Source organism: Serratia sp. JKS296, assembly GCF_900215445.1.
Lineage (GTDB): Bacteria > Pseudomonadota > Gammaproteobacteria > Enterobacterales > Enterobacteriaceae > Serratia > Serratia marcescens.
The window spans coordinates 1,593,079-1,616,232 of record NZ_OCMX01000001.1 but is presented as its reverse complement, the minus strand read 5'-3'; the positions used below and the strand labels follow the sequence as shown (position 1 = coordinate 1,616,232).

The window sequence follows — 23,154 nt, the reverse complement described above, 5'->3', positions numbered from 1 at the left end:
CTTGCGGATGGCGGACACGCCAAGACTTAAGGTTGCGGGGAAACTTCGCAACGAGCGACTTAATTCTAAAAGAAGGGGGTTGTAAGCTGGATAACGGGTCGAGGTAACCTCGGCTGCTCCATAGTCGCTGCGGCCACAGCGGAAACCGGCGGGCACCGGCGCTAAAGTGAAAAATTGCCCCATCTTTCTAATCCTCATGAGTCACGACCATAAAGTTTTGTTTGATCGTGCACGAAACTATTTATCTATCCGGATCGGTGTCCGGCCTCGCTTGGTGTATGAAACGCTACGTTGGTAAAACTAAATGCAAAAAAAATAACCGACGCTTTCAAAACGTCGGCTATCTGCATTTGAGATATTTTGCACCAGAATGCCTCCGGATGACAAGATCCGGAAGCCCTCAAATACAAATTCTTTTTGTCGATCGAACGGAAAACCAGCCCGGCAGGCGAATTAATCCGCTACCGGCAGGCCGGTCGCCCGCACATACTTCTTACTTTATACGCCCATTCAGGCATTTTTCAACATCCAGTCGATCTCGGTTTCCGTCACCCGCCGTTCAAACTGCAGCAATTCGTCCGTCTTGCAGGCGTGATACACCTGGGTGAAACGCTCGCCCAGATAGTGGGTCAACGCGTGCTGATGTTCAAACTCGTACAGCGCATCGCTCTGGCGGATCGGCAGCGGCAGCCCCTCCTGCTCCAGCCCGTTGCCAGTCACCGGCTCAGGCAACGGCAGCGCGTTGTCCAACCCGTACAGCATGCCGGCCAGGATCGCCGCCATCACCAGATACGGATTGGCGTCGGCGCCGGCCACGCGGTACTCCACCCGATGATTCTCCGGTTCGCCGCAGGGGATGCGCAGCGCCACGGTGCGATTGTTGTGGCCCCAGGCGGCCTGGATCGGCACATACATCCCCGGCTGGAAACGCCGATAGGCATTGACGTTCGGCGCCAGCAGCGCCATCGACGCCGGCATCAGGGTGATCATTCCGGCCAGCGCCTGTTTCAGCAACGATGAATCCTCGCCTTCGCCGTCGGCGAACAGGTTGTTGCCCGCCCCGTCCTGCATGCTGACATGCACGTGCATGCCGCTGCCGGCGTAATCCTCATAGGGTTTGGCCATAAAGGTGGCGTGCATACCGTGGTTCTCGGCCACCAGCCGCACCAGCCGCTTCAGCGCCAGCGCGTGATCGCAGGCCAGCAAAATATCGTCGGTATGACGCAGGTTGACCTCGAACTGCCCCGGCGACGCCTCCGCCACCGCGCCGTCCGCCGGCAGCCCCTGCAGCTTCGCCAGCGCGTCGATATCGTTCAGCACCTCAGCGAAATGGTTCAGGTTATCGACGGAATACACCTGGCTTTGGGTGTTGCGCTCCTGGGTGCCGGGCGCACACGGCGGCTGCAAATCGCCTTCCGCGTCGCGCAGCCTATCGATGAGATAAAACTCCAGCTCTACCGCTGCCACCGGGAACAAGCCGCGCTGTCGCAGCGCCTGCCACACGCGGTTCAGCACATTACGGGGTTCAACGTCAAAGGGAGTGCCATCTTCATCCAGCATGGTCAGCAACACCTGGCCGATATGCTCCGGATCGGCGGCCGACGGCGTCAGCGAGCCGGGCACCGGCAGACAAATGCGATCAGGCTCGCCGAGCTCCTGCCCAAGACCGGTCTCCTCCACCACGTTGCCGAGGATGTCCATGGCGAACACCGACGCGGGGAAGTAGCTGCCTTTTTCCAGTTTTTTCAACCCTGAGACGGGTATGCGCTTGCCGCGGAAGGAACCATTGAGATCGGTGAGAAGGATATCGACATACTGCGTGGCGGGATAGCGTTCCAAATAATGAGCAACCTCATTTTGGAACGCGCTACTTCGCCTCTCTTCATGATGCTGTGCAAAATGTTCAACTGCTGCGCTATTGGTTTGCATACGTCACCCGCCATTATGCTCTTAAGGCGCGTTAGCGCCCGTCCGCCGTTCGATTCAACACATGATTGGATTTCTCGCCAGGTCGCGCCGCTGCCGGGCGCTCAAAATAACATCCACAATATGAAACATAGTATTAACAGAATGGGTTTGCAAATGTTACAATCCTGTTTGATTATTCATCACCGACTGCTAAATTGATAAAATATTGACCGAAAAGGCCTTGCTGCCATTTTTACGTCAACTATTTCGTCCAACGCACCGAGAGTGAATATGGGCAATATATTTTCCAAACCCACCCTAACTACCGATATCATGCAGCATCGTTATCGACCAGACAGGCACCCGATAGCGATCTTCATTTCTACCTGTCGCCCTTACCAGAAGGAAGTACCGCTATGAGCGAAGCCAGCTTGGCACCGGGCAAACGCCTGTCACAGATCCGTCAGCAATTGGGTTTGTCGCAGCGCCGGGTCGCCGAACTGTCCGGGTTAACCCACAGTGCGATCAGCACCATCGAACAGGACAAGGTCAGCCCGGCCATCAGCACGCTGCAAAAGCTGCTGAAGGTGTATGGCCTGTCGCTGTCTGAATTCTTTGCCGAACCGGAGGCCGTCGACGAACCGCGCGTGGTGATCGACGCCGAAGATCTGATTGAGATCGGCAGCCAGGGGGTGTCGATGAAGCTGGTGCACAACGGCAGCCCGACGCGCAACCTGGCGATGATGCTGGAAACCTACCAGCCCGGCACCACCACCGGCGAAAAGATCAAGCATCAGGGCGAAGAGATCGGCACCCTGCTGGAGGGCGAGATCGTGCTGACCATCAACGGCCAGAGCTATTGCCTGACCGCCGGTCAGAGTTACGCCATCAACACCGGCATTCCGCACAGCTTCAGCAATACGTCGGCGCGCATTTGCCGCATCGTCAGCGCACACACCCCTACCACCTTCTGACCGCTTCTCGCACCGGCGCAGCCTGACGCGGGTTGCGCCCCTGCCTCTCCACGTTTTTCATCGCCGTTATGCCATTTTGTTGGTTGCCAACGGCGCAATCTGTGTTACAACAGAGCAAAACAGCCATCTAAACATCTAAACGGCCTTACTACCCTATGTCAACCGCAACGCCTTCACGCCTCGAGATGCGCAATATCTCGATCGCCTTCGCCGGCTTCAACGCGCTGCAGGACGTGGACTTCACGCTGCAGGGCGGATCAATCCATGCGCTGGTCGGCGCCAACGGCGCGGGCAAGTCGACGCTGATGGCGATCCTCTCCGGCGCCCACGATCATTATCGCGGCGAGATCCTGATCGACGGCCAGCCGGTGGCGATCCACTCCCCGCTGCAGGCGCGCCGTCACGGTATTCACGTGGTGCAGCAAGAGGTCGACGTCGCGCTGATCACCACGCTGTCGGTAGCGGAAAACATCATGCTTGACTGGCTGAACGAGCCGGGCCACTGGCTGAACTGGGCGGAGCTGCACCGCCGCGCCGCGCAGCTGCTGCAGCAATGGGCGCTGCCGCTCAACCCGCGCAGACGCCTGGCGGACTGCACGCTGGCGGAAAAACAGCAGGTGCTGCTGGCGCGCGCGCTGTCGCACCGCTGCCGTTTTCTGGTGCTCGACGAGCCGACCGCGCCGCTCGATCGCGCCGAGAGCGAGCGCCTGTTTAACGTGGTGCGCCGCCTGCAATCCGAAGGCATCGGCATCGTGTTTATTTCCCACCGCATCCACGAACTGAGCGACATTTGCGATCGGCTGACGGTGCTGCGCGACGGCCGGCGCGTCAGCGAAGACGCCATGCGCGGGCTGAGCGGCGAACAGGTCGTCGAGAAGATGCTCGGCCATCGGCTGGACGACATTTTCCCGCCGCCGCGCCCGCCGCACCCAGAGCGAACGCTGCTGCAGGTGGAGGGCTTGCGCGATCGCCATAAGCTGCGCGACGTTTCGCTGCGGTTGCATGAGGGCGAGATCCTCGGCATCGCCGGGCTGGCCGGGGCGGGCAAAACCGAACTGTGCAAGGCATTGTTCGGCGCCGGCGCCGTGCAGCTTGAGCGCGGCGAACTGCGCGGGCAGCCCTGGGCGCCACGCGCGCCGCACCTGTCGGTCGAACAAGGATTGGCGCTGGTGCCGGAAGAACGCCGCAAAGAAGGCATTTTCATCGACGAGGCGATCCCTATGAACCTGAGCGTCAGCGCCGACGACAGCTTCTCGCGCTGGAGCCTGTTCAACCGGCGGCAAGAACTGCGCTGGGCGCGCGAGATCATGCAGCGTCTGAACATTCGCGCCTCCGGCCCGCAACAGCGGCTGGCGCGCCTGTCAGGCGGCAATCAGCAAAAAGTGGCGATCGGCAAATGGCTGCGCGGCGACGCCGAGGTGCTGATCTTCGATGAGCCGACCAAGGGCGTGGACATCAAGGCCAAACAGGAGCTGTTCAGCCTGATCGACGGCCTGGCCCGCGCCGGCAAAGGCGTGATTTACGCCTCCGGCGAGTTCGCCGAGCTGATTGGCCTGTGCGATCGCATCTGCGTGCTGTGGGACGGCCGCATCGTGGCGGAGTTGAACGCCGCCGACATCGACGAAGAAACCTTATTGCTCTATTCCACCGGAGGAACCCCTGCGTGAGTAAAGAATTTGCCTTGCGGCCGGCGCTGCCCTGGCGCCAACAGCTGTTCGATTTCCTCTACAAGTGGGGCATGCTGCTGACCGTGGCGGCGCTGATCGCCCTGTTTGGCCTGGCGTCGGACAATTTTCTCGATGCCAACAACATCATCAATATCCTGCGTTCGATCGCCATCGTGACAGTGATCGCCATCGGCGTCTCTATCTCGCTGTCGGTCGGCGGTTTCGATCTGTCAGTCGGCTCAACCGCCTCACTGGCCAACGCGCTGGTGATTTCGCTGTTCGTCTGGCACGGGTTCGGCACCACCGGCGCCATCGTGGTGACGCTGCTGCTGTGCACACTGGTCGGCCTGTTCAACGCCCTGCTGATCGTGGTGTTCAGAATTCCCGATATGCTGGCGACGCTGGCCAGCCTGTTCGTGATCCAGGGCGTGGCGATGACCTACAGCTACGGCGGTTCCATCACCCAAAACATGGTGCTACCGAATGGCGACATGGCGGAAGGCCTGATCCCGGAGGTGTTTTCCGCCCTCGGCCAGGTGCCGGTGATCGTGCTGATCATGCTGGCGGTCACCGTGGCGGTGCAGCTGTTTCTGTCGTTGACCAAGCACGGTCGCCGGATGTACGCCATCGGCGGCAACCCCGAGGCGGCGCGTCTGTCGGGCATCCGCACCGTGCGTTACAGGGTTGCCGCTTACGTCATTTCCTCTTGGCTGGCGGCGCTTGGCGGCATCTTGCTGGCGTCACGTATCGGCTCTTCGCAGGTCAATGCCGGCGGCGGCTATCTGATGGACGCGGTGGCGTCGGCCTATATCGGCTTCTCGCTGGCGGGCTCCGGCAAACCCAATGCGCTCGGCACCCTGATCGGCGCGGTGATCCTCGGCGTGCTGCAAAACGGCCTGGTGATGCTGTCGGTGCCCTACTACGCCATGGACATTATCAAAGGCCTGGTGCTGGCGCTGGCGCTGGCCATCACCTACATCCAGAAACGCTGATGCCCCCGGCGCACGCCCGCTGCGCCGCTTTTCCCTTTAATTCATCCGGTTACCCTTTCCCGTCAGTAGAACAAGCATACAAATGATATGAATTATCATTAGCGTTTACATTCAGTAAAAAATCCTTACAATACCCTCACGCAACGCTGACGAAGCGAAGTATTTCTCAGCGAACGATGAATAATTTCATTAGAAATTCAATTGGTTAATTACTTTCACTTCAATCCAGGAAAGGTTCACCTCATGGAAACGCCACGTTACAGCAAGCTCGCCGCTCTGGTGATTGCCTCACTCAGCGCCACCGCCGCACTGGCCGCGCCGCAGGACGACACCCAGGACACCATGGTCGTCACCGCCTCCGGCTTCCAGCAAAAAATTCAGGACTCCGCCGCTTCCATCTCGGTGATCCCGCGCCAGCAAATCGAAGACAAGGCTTACCGCGACATCACCGACGCGCTGAAAGACGTGCCGGGCGTGGTGGTCACCGACGGCGGCAGCAAAAGCGACATCAGCATCCGCGGCATGTCTTCCAAGTACACCCTGATCCTGGTGGACGGCAAGCGCGTCGATACCCGCGGCACCCGCCCGAACAGCGACAACGCCGGCATCGAACAAGGCTGGCTGCCGCCGCTGGAAGCCATTGAGCGCATCGAAGTGGTGCGCGGGCCGATGTCTTCGCTGTACGGTTCCGACGCCATGGGCGGCGTGATCAACGTCATCACCCGCAAAACCTCACGCACCGAGTGGAAAGGCTCGCTGCACGGCGATGCCACCCTTCAGGAAAACCGCGATTCCGGCGACCTGTTCCAGACCAACGCCTACGCGTCCGGCCCGCTGGTTGAAGGCCTGCTCGGCCTGCGGGTCAACGGCCTGCTCTCACGCCGCGCGGAAGATAAAATCGTCAACGGTTACAATGAACAGCGCATGCGCAGCGGCACTGCGGTGTTCACCCTGACCCCGGACGAAAAAAACGAATTCGACTTCGAAATCGGCCGCTCGCTGCAGGATCGCAACAGCACGCCGGGCAAATCGGTGGTGGCGGAGCGCTGCAGCAAAGGCAAATGCACCCCAACTTCCCGCAGCGAAGATCTCTACACCCGTACCAACTACTCGCTGACCCACAACGGTTATTACGACTTCGGCAACTCCACCAGCTACGTTCAGCGGGAAGAGACCAACAACCCGGGCCGCAAAATGAAGATGTACAACACCATCTTCAACACCCAGAACCAGTTCGAGCTGGGTTCTCACATGCTGAACCTCGGCGGCCAATACCGCTATGAGAAACTGGGCGACAGTGGCAACCAGCTAAGCTCGGCGCAAGACGTCAATCAACTGACGCGCTGGAGCTGGGCGCTGTTCGCCGAAGACGAATGGGCGCTGACCAATGACTTTAGCCTGACCAGCGGCATCCGTATGGACCGCGATCAGAACTTCGGCAGCCACTGGTCGCCGCGCATGTACGGCGTTTGGCACCTGACCGAGCAGTGGACGCTGAAAGGCGGCGTTTCCGCCGGCTACCGTTCGCCGGATCTGCGCCAATCCTCCGCCAACTGGGGCCAGGTCACCGGCGGCGGCGTGCGTAAAGGCATCATCGTCGGCAACCCGGATCTGCAGCCGGAGAAGAGCCTGAGCGAAGAGATCGGCCTGATGTGGGATAGCCTGAAAGGCGTCAACGCCGGGGTCACCGTCTTCAACACCGACTTCAAGAACAAGATCACCGAAGTGCGCCGCTGCGAAGACACGCCAGACTGTAAGATCGGCAATGACGTCTACGACTTTATCAGCGATCGCGTCAACGTCGACAAAGCCAATATGCGCGGCGTAGAAGCCACCTTCGGCTGGCAGATCAACAAAGACTGGAAGTGGAACACTAACTACACCTACACCTCTTCCGAGCAGAAGAGCGGCGAGTTCCAGGGCAAGGCGCTCAACCAGATGCCGAAGCACATGGTTAACACCGTGCTGGATTGGCGCGCCACGCAGGACCTCAGCCTGTGGTCGCGCGTTAATTTCCGCAGCAAAACGTCTGAGTATCTGAGCCGTACCTCGATGGCCAAGAGCACACCGTCCTACACCTTCGTCGATGCGGGCCTGAGCTACCAGGCGGCGAAAAACCTGCAGTTGACCGGCGGGGTCTACAACATCCTCGACAAGACCGTGGATTACGATCACTACAACACCACGCTGGACGGCCGCCGATACACCGTCGGCATGACCTACAACTTCTGATGCCCCTGGGCGCGCGCCGCGCGCCCTTTTCATTCCATCACCGTGAGGAAGCTCCATGAAATTACGCCGCTCCCCCCTGATGATCGCCCTGCTGGCCGCGATGGCGCTGGCGGGTTGCCACAGCAAAACCGATACGCAGGTAGCCGCTACCCCGGCCACCGTCAACGTCCAGCACCTGAACGGCAGCACCGAGGTGAAGAAGCACCCGCAGCGCATCGTGGTGCTGGATTACGCCTCGCTGGAAACGCTGCAGCTGCTGGACGTCGAGCCGCTGGCGCTGCCCGGCAACCGCAAGAACTTGCCGGATAGCCTGAAGCGCTATCAGGACGACAAATACCTCAATGCCGGCACCCTGTTCCAACCGGATATGGCCGTGCTGCGCGCCGCCAAACCGGATCTTATCCTGATCGCCGGCCGGGCGTCCAAAGCCTATGACGAGCTGAACACGCTGGCGCCGACGTTGAACATGTCCGTCGATCAGCAGGATCAGTTGGGCAGCCTGAAACAGCGCACCTTGCAGTTGGGCGAGCTGTTCGATAAGCAGCAACAGGCGCAGGCGGCGATCGACAAGCTGGATGCGCAGATCGCGGCGGTCAAACCGCAGGCCGCCCAGGCCGGACGCGGGCTGGTGGTGCTGTTCTCCGGCGGCAAGATCAGCGCTTACGCCCCCAAGAGCCGTTTCAGCTTCGTCTATGACGCCCTCGGCTTCGCGTCCGCGTTGCAGTCCGATGAAAAAGACGTGCGCGGCAACAAGCTGACGCCTGAGCAGGTGGCCAAGCTGAATCCGGACTGGCTGTTCGTCATCGACAGAGACGCCGCGACCGGGCGGCCGAACGCGGTGGCGCCGCAGAAAATCCTCACCGGCACCGCACTGAAGAAAACCACGGCGGTGAAAAAAGGCCAGGTGGTTTACCTGCCGGCGGCCGAGGTCTATCTGTCCGGCGGCATCGTCACCGCCCAACACGTCGTCGAACGCGTGAGCGAGGCGCTGAATCACACTGCGCGATAAAGAAAGCCCGGCGATGCCGGGCTTTTTCTTGGGTTAAATCGTCGGCTGGTTTACCAAACCGTCTATCAGCACCTGCGGCGTGCCCTGCGAGCAACGTTCGATGCGCCCGCGCACGCCGTAGACCCGCGCCAGGCTCTGCGGCGTAATCACCTGATCCGGCGCGCCATCGGCGATCAGATCGCCATCCTGCAGCATCAGCACGTGGTCGCCGTGACGCAGCGCGATGTTGATGTCATGCACCACCACCACCGTCACGATATTGCGCTTGCGGGTTTCACGGCGCACCAAATCCATCACGTGGAACTGATAGTTGAGATCGAGCGCGCTCAGCGGCTCATCCAGCAGCAGCAGCGACGGCTGACGGATCAGCGACTGCGCCAACCCCACCAGCTGTTTCTGCCCGCCGGACAGCTGATCGAGATAACTCAACGCCAGATGGGCGATGCCCAGTTGCTCCAGCAGGGCCATCACCTCCGCTTCGCTGCCGGCGTTGCTGCGGCCGCCCGAGGCGCGCTGCGCCACGATGATCGACTCCAGCACGTGCAGGTGCACCCCGGCGGGCAGCGACTGCGGCAGATACACCACTTTCTCCGCGCGACGGGCGAACGGCATCTGCATCAGATCGCCGTCGTCCAGCCACAGCTTGCCCTGCGCCGGGTTCAGCCCGGCCAGCGAGCGCAGCAGCGTCGATTTGCCGCTGCCGTTCGGCCCCAGCAGCACGGTGATTTGCCCGCGCGGCAGCATCGGCACCGAGAGATCGTCGATCACCTGACGTTTCGGGTAGCCCGCCGAGAAGTGTTCTATGCGCAAGCCCTGGTTCATACGTTCCCCCGATGGCGCAGAATAATGCTCAGGAAGAACGGCACCCCGACCAGCGAGGTGACGATGCCCACCGGAATGATCACGCCGGGCACCAGATTTTTCGACGCCACCGAGGCCATCGACAGCACCAGCGCGCCAATCAGCGCGCTGGCCGGCAGGTAGAAACGGTGATCTTCGCCGAAGATCATGCGGGCGATGTGCGGCGCCACCAGGCCGATAAAGCCGATCGGCCCGACGAAAGCCACCGCCAGCGCCGAGAGCATGCTGATGCGCAGCAGCGTGGTCAGCCGCAGACGACGCACGTCGATGCCGAAGCTCACCGCCCGGTCTTCGCCCAGACGCAGCGCGGTCAGTTTCCACGAGCTCATCATCGACAGCGGCAGCAGCACGGCGAACACCCCGAACAGAATGCCCAGCTTGTCCCACGAGGCGCGCGCCAGGCTGCCCATGGTCCAGAACACCAGCCCCTGCAGCGTGTCCTCGCTGGCGATGAATTGCATCATCGAGACCAGCGCGTTGAAGGTAAACACCAGCGCGATGCCGAACAGCACTACGCCGGAGGTGGCGACCCGCGTCCAGCGCGTGATGCCGTCGAGCATCAGCGCGGCGAACAGCGCGAAGATAAAAGCGTTGGCGGAGATGAACCACTGATCGGGAATGCCCGGAATGCCGATGCCGAGCACGATCGCCAGCGCGGCGCCAAAGGCCGCGGCAGAAGACACCCCGAGGGTGAAGGGACTGGCCAGCGGGTTATTCAGGATGGTCTGCATTTCCGCCCCGGCCAGGCCGAGCGCAAAGCCCACCACCACCGCCATCAGCGCATAGGGCAAGCGTATGTCCCAGACGATCACCCGCGTGCCGGCATCGGCCGCGGCGGGGTCAAGCAGCGTTTGCCATAAGGAGGACAGCGACAGGCCGGACGGCCCCATGGTGAAATCCAGCAGCAGCGAGCCCAGGATCGCCAGTGCCAACACGCCCATCATCAACAGGCGATGGCGAAGAATATGCTGATAACGCCCCATCACGCCGGCGTTGGGTTGCCCCTTGGCGTCAGTCATGGGATCGGTGGATACGCTCATTCGTTAAGATACCTGTTACAACCATCATGACAGCGGCGCGAAGGCGTCCGCCGTAAACCGGAAAGCGCGCGGCGACCGCCTGCGCGCAGCCGCCCACAATAAAGCAAACGATAATACTTATCAATCATATCAATAGGTGAAAACAGCGTTGTCGAAATGTAATAATTTGTTTTTTCTCGCCATTTTTCAAACCACCACGCTTTCCCCCGCCAACGGCCAGTAGGTTAATTATTCTGAAAATTATTCCTGATCCGACCAGACTCTGACAAATAGCGGCAAAACCACATAGAATCCAAAACCACAGCACCGCGCGTGCAAAAAACTTTCAGGCCGCCGCAAGAGCGGCCTTATTGACGAGGCTGTAATGAGAAGTCCATCTCCGGCGGTAACGCCCAAACGCCCGGCGCTGCTGAACTGGCTGTTGCACAGCCCGCTGCACGCCGATGACGAACCGTTTCAACGCCAGCTGCGTCTCACGCTGACGCCCTCTCCTCTCACCCCCTGGCTGAATGCCGTGGGGCCGGCCGCGCTGTTGGCGGGGTACGCCTGGCTGAACCAACCGCTGGTCGGTATCGGCCTGTTGCTGCTGTTGCTGCTGTTGACCGCCGGGCGCGCCAGGTTGGCGCAAAGACGCCAACCCGCCTGGCCGAACGCCATGCTGGTGACAGTGTTGTTGTGGGCGCTGCTGGTTGGCGCCAGCGCCGCGCTGGCGATGCTGTCGGGCCGCTTCGTGCTGATCCTGTTCGCCGGCCTGACCATTACCGCCCTGGCCTGCTGGCTGATGCAGCGCCATGCCGCCGCGCCGCGCTTCGCGCTGCTTGAGGTGAGCGCGCTGACGCTGCCCTACCTGCTGGCGGCGCCGCTGTCGCGCGTGCAAAATCTGTTTGTCCTGGCGGATCTCGCGCCGCTGTGGCTGGTGCTGGCCCATGGCATGATCGCGCGCTACCATCGCCAATTGGTGCAGCACGTCACGCTGGCCTGGGAGAAGCAGCAGGCATCGCACCGCGATCGCCTGACCGGCTTTCTCAACCGCGCGGGCGGCGAGGTAGTGATGCGCAGCATCTGCCGCCCCGCAGCGGCGCAGCCGATCTCCCACCTGTTCATTCTCGAATTCGGCCCGCTGGCGGCGCTCTACCAAAGTCACGGCGTCCAGATCGGCGACGACGTGCTGCGCACCGTCGGCGAGCGCCTCAAGACGCTGATCCGCCCGAGCGACTACGTCTGCCGCTATACCGGCGGTCTGTTTCTGATTCTGGTGCACGATCTGCCCTACGGCGCGGAAAGCGAGTTTCTGGCGCGCATTGTGCCGCCGCTGGAGGCGCCCTACGATTTTGGCGCGTTCGGCGAGGTGAACATGCGGCTTAACGCCGGCATTTTGGCGCTGACGCAGAATTACGCGACGGTAGAGAGTTTGATGAGCTCGGCGCAGCAGGCGCTGGCGGAAGCCAAAGGCGGGAAAAAGTAAACCCAAACGCGGCGGGAACTCCCGCCGCGTGTCACTCACCGAAGATTACTTCACGTCCATCTTCGGGAATTCCATTTCGCTGTACTTCACGACACGGGTGCCTTGCGACAGCTTGTAACCGAACCAAATCAGCAGGAACAGCGGAATGCCGATGTAGGTCGCGGTCACGCCGTACCAGTCAATCTTGTCTTGCAGGAAAGCCTGGTAATTCTGGCCCAGGGTAATGATCAGGCACAGCACGAAGGCGAAGATCGGCCCCAGCGGGAAGAACCCGGAACGGTACGGTAAGTCGTTGAGATCGCGCCCCTGCAGCATGTAACCGCGGCGGAAACGGTAGTGGCTGATGGCGATGCCCAACCAGGCGATGAAGCCGGTCATGCCCGAGGTATTCAGCAGCCACAGGTAAACCGACTGGTTGCCGAACATCGAGGTCAGGAAGCACAGCCCGGCCACCACGCAGGTCGCGTACAGCGCGTTGCGCGGCACGCCGCCTTTCGACAGCTTGGCGAAGATGCGCGGCGCTTTGCCTTCGGACGCCAGGGTGAACAGCATGCGGGTCGATGCGTACATGCCCGAGTTACCGGCGGACAACACCGCCGTCAGGATCACCGCGTTCATCACCGCCGCCGCCGACAGCAGGCCGGCATGCTGGAACACCAGGGTGAACGGGCTGACGCTGATGTCTTTCACATCATTGCGCAGCAGGCTCGGATCGGTATACGGAATGATCAGGCTGATGATCAGAATGGCGAAGATATAGAACAGCAGGATACGCCAAAACACCTGACGCACCGCGCGCGGGATGTTTTTACCCGGATTTTCCGATTCGCCGGCCGCGATGCCGATAAGTTCTGTGCCCTGGAACGAGAAGCCGACGATCATGGCCACGCCGATCATCGCCGAGAAGCCGCCGGCGAACGGCGCATCCCCAATGGTCCAGTTCTGCCAGCCGGCATGCTCGCCGCCTTTCAGAATGCCGACAATCATCAGCACGCCGACGGCGATGAAAATAATCACGGTGCTGACCTTGATCAGCGCGAACCAGTATTCCGCCTCGCCGAACCCTTTCACCGAAATGTAGTTCAGCAGGAACATCAGGCCGAGGAACAGCGCGCTCCAAACCCAGCCGGGAGTGTCCGGGAACCAGTAGCTCATCACCAATTGCGAAGCCACCAGGTCAACGGCGATGGTCACCGCCCAGTTGTACCAGTAGTTCCAGCCCAGTGCGAAGCCAAAGCCTTCTTCCACGTATTTGGCGCCGTAGGTGGAGAATGAACCGGAGACCGGCATAAAGGCCGCCAGTTCGCCCAGACTGGTCATCAGGAAGTACACCATCAAACCGATCAGAGCGTAAGACAGCAGCGCCCCGCCGGGGCCGGCCTGAGAAACCGTGGCGCCCGAGGCGACGAACAGGCCGGTGCCGATGGAGCCGCCGATGGCGATCATGGTCAAATGCCGGGCTTTCAGCTCGCGGCGCAATCCGGGAGCTTGCTGCCCCGATGTTTTTATATCCTGCTGAGCCATTCGTTCCCTATCTATCTGCTCTTCGAAAAATGAGGGCGGATTGTAACAAATACCCGCCGGTGAACTAGCAACATTGCACCGATATAAGATAGCTTCATAATTCAGAGGCAATTATTAGCCGCGGCCCTTATGGCCTTACTTACTCTCATTAATGTGAGCGCGCGCAGGTTTTTATGCTTTCTTTTGCCTGCGCGGCGATAGAAGACGTGACGCGCTGTCGATTACAACGCGCAATAGCTGAGAAAACGCTGCAAGGCGTTGGAAATGTGCTTTTGCCGATGGCGGATCAGGTACAGGGTGCGCCGCAGCGGCGGCAGCGGCACCGGCAGTTCCACCAGCGCGCCGCTGGCCAACTGCTCCGCCACCACGCGCCGTGACAGGCAACTGATGCCAATACCGTGCCGCACCGCATGCTTGATCGCCTCCGAGTTGCCGAGCTCCATCACCAGCTGGAAGTGCGGCAGGTGCGCCAGCAGCAGATGATCCAGTACCTCGCGGGTGCCCGAACCGCGCTCGCGCAGGATCCAAGGCGCATTCGCCAGCGCCTCCAGCGTCGGCGGCTGGCGGGTCAAGGGATTGTCCGGCGCGGCGAACACCACCAGCTCATCCTCCAGCCACGGCTGCGTCACCAGCTCCGGCATATGGCAAGGCCCTTCGATCAGCCCCAGATCGACGCGGAAATCCGCCACCGCCACGATCACGTCCTGGCTGTTGCCAACGTTCAGCTCCAGCGGCGTGGCCGGAAAGTCCCGGCGGTAACGGGCGATCATCTCCGGCAGCATGTAGTTGCCGATGGTGCTGCTGGCGGCGATGCGCAACGCCCCCCCATCATGGCGAAACAGCTGCTCGATCTCCCCCGCCTGCTCCAGCAGCGCCAGCGCCTTGGGATACAGCAACCGGCCGTGTTCGTTGATCACCAGCCGTTTGCCGACGCGATCGAACAGCTGCACGCCCAGTTGCCCCTCCAGATCCGCCAGCGCCGCGCTGACCGCCGACTGCGACAGCGCCAGCACCACCGAGGCCTGAGTGGTCGAACCGCTTTTCAGCACTTCGGTGAAGACTTCCAGTTGACGCAACGTGATATGCATAGCCGTCCCGGTATTGAAAAGGGTTCTGCCAGAGAACCGCAAAATTAATGTCAACATGATGTGGGTAGCCCGGCCAGGCTACCCCGTTTGCGGCCAGTTCGGCGCGCTACTTGCCCAAGGCGACCAGCTGCGCCGCCGCGGCCAGCGCCGCCTCGCGCGGCGTGCCGGCTTCGTCCCGCTGTATCAATTGCAGCATCGCCACGAGATGGTCGCGGTCGATCGCCTTGTTTTCTTCAATCAACCGCCGCACCGCGCGCCCCACTTCCTGATCTACCTGCTCTCTGCGTTGATCGTCGGTATCCATCGCCTGCTCCTGTTCAGTTGGAAAGTTGACGGCGGCTTGCCGCTCCACCTCACCCTAGCCGCAATGCGACTTTATGCCAATGCCTGACGCAATACCACTTATTCAGATAGGTTATAAATATATAATCAATTTCTCTTTTATTCAGCCCAAACGTACTCTTAGCAGCGAGAAACAGACTGAAGGACTGACTTTTATGGCGACTGATACCACTCACACTTACCCCGAGCGACGCTTTCCGCTGTTCGGCCTGCCGCGGCTGGTGCCGGGGCTGGCGCTGACCGGCGCGCTCACCGCGCTGGCCGTCTGGGCCGGCGATATTCCCTGGGTGGCGGAGCTGGGGCTGGGGGCGTTGACGCTGGCGATCCTGATCGGCATTCTGGTGGGCAACACGCTGTACCCCCGCTGGCAAACCGTTTGTCACGGCGGCGTGCAGCTGGCCAAACAGCGCCTGCTGCGTTTGGGGATTATTCTTTACGGCTTCCGGCTGACCTTTCAGCAGATCGCCGACGTGGGCGCCAGCGGCATTATCATCGACGCGCTGACCCTGATCACCACCTTCCTGCTGGCCTGTTGGCTCGGCAAGAAAGTGTTCGGCATCGACAGCCAGACCGCGATACTGATCGGCGCCGGCAGCAGCATTTGCGGCGCGGCGGCGGTGATGGCCACCGAGCCGGTGCTGAAGGCCGACTCCAGCAAAGTGGCGGTGGCGGTTTCGACCGTGGTGGTGTTCGGCACCCTGGCGATCTTCGTCTATCCGTGGCTGTATCAGTTGAATGAACACTTCCAGTGGCTGCCGTTCAGCCAGGAAACCTTCGGCATCTACGCCGGCTCCACCATTCACGAAGTGGCTCAGGTGGTCGCCGCCGGGCACGCCATCGGGCCGGACGCCGAAAATGCGGCGGTGATCGCCAAGATGATCCGCGTGATGATGCTGGCGCCGTTCCTGCTGCTGCTGTCGGGCTACATCAGCCGCGGCAGCGCAGGCAAGGCGGAAAAATCCGCCATCACCATTCCGTGGTTCGCCGTGCTGTTTATCGCCGTCGCCGGGCTGAACTCCTTCAACCTGCTGCCGGCCACGCTGGTGCGCCATCTGATCACCGCCGACACCTGGATGCTGGCGATGGCGATGGCGGCGCTGGGGTTGACCACCCACATCAGCGCCGTGCGCCAGGCCGGGGTGAAACCGATTCTGTTGGCGACGCTGCTGTTCGTCTGGCTGCTGGTCGGCGGCGGCGCGATAAACCAACTGGTGCAACACCTGCTGTAATCGCCCTCGGCGGCCCGCTTCGGCGGGCCGCCGCTTTTCGCCATTCAATCCGCCCGCCATCAATGCCATAATGTCACCGATAACACAGGAGAATGAAGATGAAGTTTGTCGGTGCACATGTCAGCGCGTCAGGCGGCGTGGATCAGGCGGTTATCCGCGCGCACGAATTGGAGGCGACCGCGTTCGCCCTGTTCACCAAAAATCAGCGTCAATGGAAGGCCGCGCCGCTGGCCGCCGACGTTATCGATAAGTTCAAGAGCGCCTGCGCCCAGTACGGCTTCGGGCCGGGGCAGATCCTGCCGCACGACAGCTACCTGATCAATCTGGGCCACCCGGTAGCCGACGCGTTGGAAAAATCGCGCGAGGCGTTTATCGACGAGCTGCAGCGCTGCGAACAGCTGGGGCTGACGCTGCTGAACTTCCACCCCGGCAGCCACCTGCTGCAAATCGACGAAGACAAGTGCCTGGCGCGCATCGCCGAATCGATCAACATCGCGCTGGATAAAACCGCCGGCGTGACGGCGGTGATCGAGAACACCGCCGGCCAGGGCAGCAATCTGGGCTTCAAATTCGAGCACCTGGCGGCGATCATCGACGGCGTCGAAGACAAAAGCCGCGTCGGCGTTTGCATCGACACCTGCCACGCCTTCGCCGCCGGGTACGATCTGCGCACCGAAGAAGAGTGCGAGCGCACCTTCAAGCAGTTGGGCGACATCGTCGGCTTCAATTACCTGCGCGGCATGCACCTGAACGATGCCAAGAGCGAGTTCAACAGCCGCGTCGACCGCCATCACAGCCTGGGGGAAGGCAACATCGGCAAAACGGTGTTCAGCTACATCATGCGCGATCCGCGTTTCGACAATATCCCGCTGATTCTGGAAACGGTAAACCCGGACATCTGGGCGGAAGAGATCGCCTGGCTGAAGGCGCAGCAGTAACGCGGCGCCCAAACGACAAAACCGGAGCCTGGGCTCCGGTTTTTTTATGGCTGGATCGCCGTTACGCCACGCTGGCCGCCGGTACTTCAGCACGTTTCAGCAGGGCATAAGCCACCCCGGCCAACAGCGTGCCGGCGGCGATCGCTACCAGGTACAGCAGCACCGGCGAAATCGCGCCCGGGATCAGCAGCACGAACAGCCCGCCGTGCGGCGCCATCAGTTTGGCGCCGAACGCCATCGACAGCGCGCCGGTCAGCGCCCCGCCGGCGATGCAGCACGGCAGCACGCGCATCGGATCGCGGGCGGCGAACGGAATCGCCCCTTCGGTGATGAAGCACAGCCCCAGCACCAACGCCGCCTTGCCGCCTTCCTGTTCGGATTTCGGGAACTTGCGGCGCGCCAGCAGCGTCGCCAGCCCCATCGCCAGCGGTGGCACCATGCCCGCCGCCATGATTGCCGCCATCGGCGCATACACCGAGGAACTGAGCAGCGCCACGCCGAATGCATAGGCCGCTTTGTTCACCGGGCCGCCCATGTCGGTGCACATCATGCCGCCGAGGATTGCCCCCAGCAGTACGGCGTTGGCGGTGCCCAGCGATTGCAGCCAATGGGTCAGGCCTTCCATGATTTTCGCCACCGGCGTGCCGACCACGTAAATCATGATGAGACCGGTGATCAGGCTGGCCACCAGCGGAATGATCAAGATGGGCTTCAGCGCTTCCATACTCTGCGGCAGACGCAGCTTGCTGCTGATCGCCTTGGCGACGTAACCCGCCAGGAAACCGGCGATGATGCCACCGAGGAACCCGGCGCCGGTGCTCACCGCCAGCATGCCGCCGATCAGGCCCGGCGTCAGGCCCGGACGATCCGCGATGGAAAAGGCGATGAAACCGGCCAATACCGGCACCATCAGCGCGAAGGCGGAGCCGCCGCCGATCTGCATCAGCGCCGCCGCCAACGTGCCTTTGACTTCAAACGCCTTGATGCCGAACACGAAAGACAGCGCGATACACAGGCCGCCGGCCACCACCATCGGCAGCATGTAGGACACGCCGGTCAGCAGGTGACGATACGGGCCGTTGCCCTCTTTCTTCTTCGCCGCCGGCGCCGCGCCGCCGCGCTGCTGCGGCTGGAACACTTCAGCTTCGGCCAGCGCCTTGTCCAGTTCCTGCGCGGTTTTCTTCAGCGCCAGACCGGTGGAAGTACGATACATCGGTTTACCGGCAAACTTGTCCAGATCCACCTCGATGTCCGCCGCGACGATCACCAGATCCGCCGCCGCCACTTCTTCCGGGGTGATGGCGTTACCGGCGCCCACGGAGCCGCGCGTTTCCACTTTCACCCACCAGCCGCGTTTCTTCGCTTCACTTTCAATGGCTTCGGCCGCCATAAAGGTGTGCGCCACGCCGGTTGGGCAAGCGGTGATCGCCACGATGCGTTTTTGCCCATCGGCTTTCACCGGCGCCGCCGCCTGCGGTGCCTGATAGGTTTCAGCTTCGGCCCTGGCGCGCGCCAGAAAAGCGTCCGGTTCACGCACCGCCTGTTCTACATCGCCCACATACACCAATTTGCCGTTCAGCCCGGCGTCAGCAGGGGCAGCCTGCCCCGCCACCGCCACCAGTTCGGCGTCCTGCAGCGACTCGACCAGCGTCAGGCCGGTTTTGGCCGCGGCGGCCTCCAGCATGCGTTTCGCCAGGTGGCCACGGGCCTGCCCCAGCGAACTGTCTACCATCAGCAGCGTTTTCATTCTGCCTCCTGCTATTGATTGAAAGGTTTCAGATCGACGCGCGCCATCATCGCGGCCAACTGGGGACGATCGGTCACGCCGACGTTGCTCTGGCTGACCGCCAGCGCCGCTACCGCCGTGGCCAGACGCAGAGTGTGTTCGCTGGATTCGCGCATCAGCAGGCCGTAAATCAGACCGCCTACCATCGAATCGCCGGCGCCCACGGTGCTGACCACCTCACAGGACGGCGGTTTGGCGATCCAGGCGCCGGATGCGTTAACCCACAGCGCGCCTTCCGCGCCAAGGGAGATAACCACGTGGGCGATGCCCTGCTCGCGCAGCGCATGCGCGGCCTCGACCACGTCCGCCAGCGTCGGCAGCGGGCGACCGGCCCAGATTTCCAGCTCGCGGCGGTTCGGTTTGACCAGCCACGGCGAGGCCTTCAGCCCGGCGACCAGCGCTTCGCGGCTGCTGTCGAAAATGATGCACGGGCACTTGGCGCGCAGCTGGGTCATCCAGTCGGTAAAGGCGTCGGGATCGACGCCGGCCGGCAGGCTGCCGCTCACCGCCACCATGTCAAATTGGCCCAGCCAGCTCAGCGAGTCGCTGACGAAGCGATCCCAGTCCTGCGGCGTCACTTCGAAGCCGGAGAAATTGAAATCGGTCACTTCGCCGTCTTTTTCCGTCAGCTTGACGTTGATGCGGGTGCGCCCCGGCACCACCTGAAAGCGGTTGGCGATCCCCAGATCGCTGAACAGCAGCTGGAAACCGTCCTGATTGTCTTTGCCCAGGAAGCCGCCGACGGTGACGTCGATGCCCAAATCCTTCAACACCTTGGCGACGTTGATGCCCTTACCGGCGGCGTGCAGGCCGGCGGTTTTTACCCGGTTGACTTCCCCGCGCTCGATCTGCGGGCAGAAACCCACCAGATCGTACGCCGGGTTCAGGGTGATCGTTGCTACTCTTCTGCTCATGCTGCGCCCTCGCCCAGTCCTTCATTAATCGCTTCGCCTATCGCCTTCAGCGCGGCTTCAGCATCTTCTCCATTGGCGGTAAAGCGCAGGTGATGCCCTTTCTTCACGCCCAGCGCCACCACCTTCATCAGGCTGCGCCCGTTGGCCGGCTTGCCGCTGCCGTCCAGGTTGGTGACGGTGATGTCACTGTTGAAACTTTTGATCACGTTGACCAGCGCCGTGCCCGGCCGCGCGTGCAGACCATGCTCGTTGCGGATCACGAATTCGGCGCTCAGCACGCTGCTTTCCTCAGCCACTTCACTGGTCAGCAGCGCCAGCACCCCGGCGGCATCCGCCTTCAGCAAACGTTCAGCTTTACTGGCCAGCAGCAGATCGCTGAGGTAGTTGAGCACCGCCAGCGGCTGCGCGTCGGCGACCGACACCGTCAGCAGCAGCGCCACCGGCTCGCCGTCTTCCACGAAAGCCTGCGCCGGGCGGCTGACGGTGGCCGCACTGCCCAGGTTGCCTTCGACGCTGTCGCTCAGCCAGATGCCCTGCCCCAGGTTCAGCGGCTTGCGGGTGATGACATCACTGACGAACTGCGCGTTGACCGCGCCGGCCTTTTGCAGCCGGCCGGCGTTCAGCGCCTGCAGCGTCATCAGGCTGTCGGCGGCGACGTCGAGCGCAATCAGCGAGACGTCGAACTGGAATTCGGCGCTCTGCTGTTCGCCCATCAGCAGGCTGCGCAGTTCCTCCGCAGAGGTGGTTTGCGCCAGCCGCTCCGCCACGCTGTCATCGCTCAGGACGTGAGTGAGCTGGCGCAGCAGCGCCAAATGCTCGTCGGAGCGGGCGGCGATGCCGATCGCCACATAGGCGGTCTGGCCTTCGCCCCACGCAATGCCCTGCGGGAACTGGAACACCTGCACGCCGGTTTTCAACACCAGATCGCGAGTATCGGTGGTGCCGTGCGGAATGGCGATGCCGTTACCCAGATAGGTGGACGTCTGCAGTTCGCGCTGCAGCATGCCGTCCACGTAACCGGCGCTGACGCAGCCGGCGTCGGTCAGGGCGGCGGCCACCAGGCGGATGGCCTCTTGCTTACCGTCGGCAACGGCGCCCAGATGAATGTCTTGCGGTGACAACTGGAACATGATTCTCCTCTCCTGCTGAATTGAATCGTTTCAGCTTTATTGAGAAAAAGGAGCGTTACCCGTTCGCCACAAGCGGCCGGACAACGCTGAAACGTTTCAAGGAGTGTGTGAGCTGCACAAGACGAAAGCAAGCTTTCTCCCTTTCGCCATTGCAGATTTTTGAGCTTACGCACACTTTCATCGGCTCATTGGTCAGCGCCGGAGCAAAATGACATACTGTGCTGAAACTTTGCTGACGGAGAAAAGCATGAACGTAGTGACGGGCGTCGGGGTGATCATCGTCAACCCTCAAGGCGAGATTTTGTTGGGTAAACGCTGCGGCTCCCACGCGCCCTTTTGGTCGATCCCCGGCGGGCATCTGGATGCCGGTGAAACCTTCGAGCAGTGCGCCCAGCGCGAAATCGCCGAAGAAACCGGGTTGCTTATCGATCCGCCGCGCTTCATTGGCGTCAGCAACAATCTGCAAACCTGGCGCGCCGAAGGCAAACACACCGTGTCTATCTGCCTGCAGGTGGATCACCCCGGCGGCAACGCCGAGCTGAAAGAGCCCGAGAAATGCGCCGAATGGCGCTGGTGCGCGCCGGACGCCCTGCCGGAACCCCATTTCGAAGCCAGCCGCACGGCGATCCGCCTGTGGTTGAGCGGCCAGGCCTATCTGCCCACGGCCTGACCCATCGCGAGCGCGCGCTGCGCCGCCCACCGCTATATAAAATAGAATATAACGCTATTTTTTGCGATATATGCCATTTTTTTGACTACGGATAACCCTATAGGGTTAACCCTCTTCTATCATTACCCCTGCAATCGACGTGGCATTCTGACCTCCGGTCGGTGGCCTTTTGGCAAGATTTTATTTTAAATTCATAATTATAAGCGGGTTTACCATGAGCAAAAAACTGACTGGCTTTGAAAAAAAGCGCCGGTGGGGATGGCTATGGCTTTTGCTGCTGGGGATTATCCTCGGCGCGGCGCTGTTGGCCGGGACCGCCACCGTCTTCCATAAAACCAGCGATACCACCTTCTGCGTTTCCTGCCACACCATGCAACAGCCGCTGGCCGAATATCAGGGCAGCGTCCACTTCCAAAACACCAAGGGCATCCGCGCCGAGTGCGCCGACTGCCACGTGCCGCACCAGCCGATCGACTACCTGTGGACCAAGATCCGCGCGGTGAAAGACATTTACGGCGAGATGGTCGGCACCATCGATACGCCGGAAAAATACGAAGCGCACAAGCTGGCGATGGCGCAGTCGGTCTGGAAAACGCTGAAAGAGAACGACTCGGCCACCTGCCGTTCCTGCCACAGCTACGACGCCATGGACATCACCGCCCAGCGCCCTGAGGCGCGCCTGCAACACCCGGTGGCGATCAAACAGGGCGAAACCTGCATCGACTGCCACAAGGGCGTGGCCCACATCCTGCCGGACATGAGCGGCGAAACCCAGGCCGGCGCCGCCGAGCTGGCGAAGGCCGCGGCGTTGACCGCCCCGGGCGCCACCACCCTCTACACCATCGCCACCGAACCGTTCTTCCTCGGCGCGGACGACAGCCATAACGCCGGCAACCTGATGCCGTCCACCGAAGTGCAGGTGGTGAAACAGGAGGGCGACAAGGTGCTGGCCACCGTGAGCGGCTGGCAGCAAGACGGCGTCAGCGAAGTGTTTTACGCCGCGCAGGGCAAGCGCATCCTCAGCGTGCTGCTGGGTGAGGACGCGCGCCAACAGCTGAAGACCGCGTCGACTCAGACCGATGCGGAAACCGGCCTGGTCTGGCATCAGGTTTCTTTGCAGGTGTGGCTGCCGCGCAAGCAGCTGATCGACGATCAGCAAAAAATCTGGCGTTACGCCGCGGACATGATGTCGGCCAACTGCACCGGCTGCCACGGGCTGACCGCGCTCGATCGCTTCAACGCCAACCAATGGATCGGCGTCATCAAAGGCATGGCGCCGCGCACCTCGCTGACGCAGGAACAGCTGCGCGTGCTGACGCAATACGTACAAAAACACGCCAGCGACATGCCACCTGCCGCACCGGCCAAGCTTTAAGGGAGAAGCG

At 61.6% G+C, this 23,154-nt stretch carries 19 protein-coding genes; 10 read left to right on the top strand and 9 right to left on the bottom strand.

Annotation, left to right across the window (positions count from 1 at the left end; translation table 11 throughout):
- Positions 1-510: 510 nt before the first annotated feature.
- Complete coding sequence (locus CRO23_RS07635) at positions 511-1,929, bottom strand: glutamine synthetase family protein (protein WP_097101668.1); 1,419 nt, start codon at positions 1,927-1,929, stop codon at positions 511-513.
- A gap of 395 nt (positions 1,930-2,324) precedes the next feature.
- On the opposite strand from CRO23_RS07635, the gene puuR reads away from it, so the two are divergent.
- From puuR to CRO23_RS07610, 5 genes are all read left to right on the top strand, one after another.
- Positions 2,325-2,882, top strand: coding sequence for an HTH-type transcriptional regulator PuuR (gene puuR / locus CRO23_RS07630; protein ID WP_016927000.1), 558 nt, complete (start codon positions 2,325-2,327; stop codon positions 2,880-2,882).
- A gap of 155 nt (positions 2,883-3,037) precedes the next feature.
- On the top strand, positions 3,038-4,549 hold the full coding sequence (locus CRO23_RS07625) for a sugar ABC transporter ATP-binding protein (protein WP_097101666.1): 1,512 nt from the start codon (positions 3,038-3,040) through the stop codon (positions 4,547-4,549).
- Positions 4,546-5,541 carry an ABC transporter permease gene (locus CRO23_RS07620; protein ID WP_097101664.1) on the top strand — a complete coding sequence of 332 codons (996 nt, stop codon included), beginning with the start codon at positions 4,546-4,548 and terminating at the stop codon, positions 5,539-5,541. Before CRO23_RS07625 ends, CRO23_RS07620 begins: the two co-directional genes overlap by 4 nt.
- Before the next feature lie 243 nt (positions 5,542-5,784).
- On the top strand, positions 5,785-7,773 hold the full coding sequence (locus CRO23_RS07615; RefSeq protein WP_016926997.1) for a ligand-gated channel protein: 1,989 nt from the start codon (positions 5,785-5,787) through the stop codon (positions 7,771-7,773).
- 55 nt (positions 7,774-7,828) lie between these two features.
- Positions 7,829-8,782 (top strand): siderophore ABC transporter substrate-binding protein, encoded by a 954-nt coding sequence (locus tag CRO23_RS07610; protein WP_016926996.1) that lies wholly within the window; start codon positions 7,829-7,831, stop codon positions 8,780-8,782.
- A gap of 33 nt (positions 8,783-8,815) precedes the next feature.
- Here the strand turns inward: CRO23_RS07610 and CRO23_RS07605 are convergent, their stop codons facing one another.
- Positions 8,816-9,604, bottom strand: coding sequence for an ABC transporter ATP-binding protein (locus CRO23_RS07605; protein ID WP_016926995.1), 789 nt, complete (start codon positions 9,602-9,604; stop codon positions 8,816-8,818).
- A complete protein-coding gene (locus tag CRO23_RS07600) occupies positions 9,601-10,683 on the bottom strand; it encodes a FecCD family ABC transporter permease (protein ID WP_004935667.1) in 1,083 nt (360 codons plus the stop codon). Before CRO23_RS07600 ends, CRO23_RS07605 begins: the two co-directional genes overlap by 4 nt.
- A 364-nt stretch (positions 10,684-11,047) precedes the next feature.
- Here CRO23_RS07600 and CRO23_RS07595 point away from each other — a divergent pair, with 364 nt between their 5' ends.
- Entirely contained in the window at positions 11,048-12,148 is a 1,101-nt protein-coding gene (locus CRO23_RS07595; RefSeq protein WP_097101662.1) for a GGDEF domain-containing protein, read from the top strand.
- A 45-nt stretch (positions 12,149-12,193) separates the two neighbouring features.
- Here the strand turns inward: CRO23_RS07595 and CRO23_RS07590 are convergent, their stop codons facing one another.
- From CRO23_RS07590 to CRO23_RS07580, 3 genes are all read right to left on the bottom strand, one after another.
- The gene (locus tag CRO23_RS07590) at positions 12,194-13,672 is read right to left on the bottom strand and encodes an amino acid permease (protein ID WP_028127733.1); all 1,479 of its coding nucleotides are present in this window, start codon (positions 13,670-13,672) and stop codon (positions 12,194-12,196) included.
- 221 nt (positions 13,673-13,893) lie between these two features.
- Entirely contained in the window at positions 13,894-14,760 is an 867-nt protein-coding gene (yieE, locus tag CRO23_RS07585; protein WP_016926991.1) for a DNA-binding transcriptional regulator YeiE, read from the bottom strand.
- A gap of 106 nt (positions 14,761-14,866) precedes the next feature.
- Positions 14,867-15,064, bottom strand: a complete 198-nt coding sequence (locus CRO23_RS07580; protein WP_016926990.1) for a hypothetical protein — start codon at positions 15,062-15,064, stop codon at positions 14,867-14,869.
- Between the two features lie 193 nt (positions 15,065-15,257).
- Between CRO23_RS07580 and CRO23_RS07575 the strand changes: the two genes are divergently transcribed.
- Positions 15,258-16,331, top strand: coding sequence for a YeiH family putative sulfate export transporter (locus CRO23_RS07575; RefSeq protein WP_097101661.1), 1,074 nt, complete (start codon positions 15,258-15,260; stop codon positions 16,329-16,331).
- A gap of 98 nt (positions 16,332-16,429) precedes the next feature.
- Positions 16,430-17,269 (top strand): deoxyribonuclease IV, encoded by an 840-nt coding sequence (gene nfo, locus CRO23_RS07570; protein ID WP_019453617.1) that lies wholly within the window; start codon positions 16,430-16,432, stop codon positions 17,267-17,269.
- A gap of 61 nt (positions 17,270-17,330) precedes the next feature.
- On the opposite strand, the gene fruA is transcribed toward nfo, so the two are convergent.
- Genes fruA through fruB form a run of 3 tightly spaced genes read right to left on the bottom strand, consistent with a single transcriptional unit; the run spans position 17,331 to position 21,099 of the window.
- Positions 17,331-19,016 (bottom strand): PTS fructose transporter subunit IIBC, encoded by a 1,686-nt coding sequence (fruA, locus tag CRO23_RS07565; protein WP_033639847.1) that lies wholly within the window; start codon positions 19,014-19,016, stop codon positions 17,331-17,333.
- 11 nt (positions 19,017-19,027) lie between these two features.
- Positions 19,028-19,969, bottom strand: coding sequence for a 1-phosphofructokinase (fruK, locus tag CRO23_RS07560; RefSeq protein WP_015378523.1), 942 nt, complete (start codon positions 19,967-19,969; stop codon positions 19,028-19,030).
- Entirely contained in the window at positions 19,966-21,099 is a 1,134-nt protein-coding gene (fruB, locus tag CRO23_RS07555) for a fused PTS fructose transporter subunit IIA/HPr protein (RefSeq protein ID WP_016926986.1), read from the bottom strand. Before fruB ends, fruK begins: the two co-directional genes overlap by 4 nt.
- A 247-nt stretch (positions 21,100-21,346) precedes the next feature.
- Between fruB and CRO23_RS07550 the strand changes: the two genes are divergently transcribed.
- Entirely contained in the window at positions 21,347-21,769 is a 423-nt protein-coding gene (locus tag CRO23_RS07550) for a nucleotide triphosphate diphosphatase NUDT15 (RefSeq protein ID WP_097101659.1), read from the top strand.
- Positions 21,770-21,983: 214 nt separating this feature from the next.
- Positions 21,984-23,144, top strand: a complete 1,161-nt coding sequence (locus CRO23_RS07545; protein ID WP_016926984.1) for a NapC/NirT family cytochrome c — start codon at positions 21,984-21,986, stop codon at positions 23,142-23,144.
- The last annotated feature ends 10 nt before the right edge of the window (positions 23,145-23,154 follow it).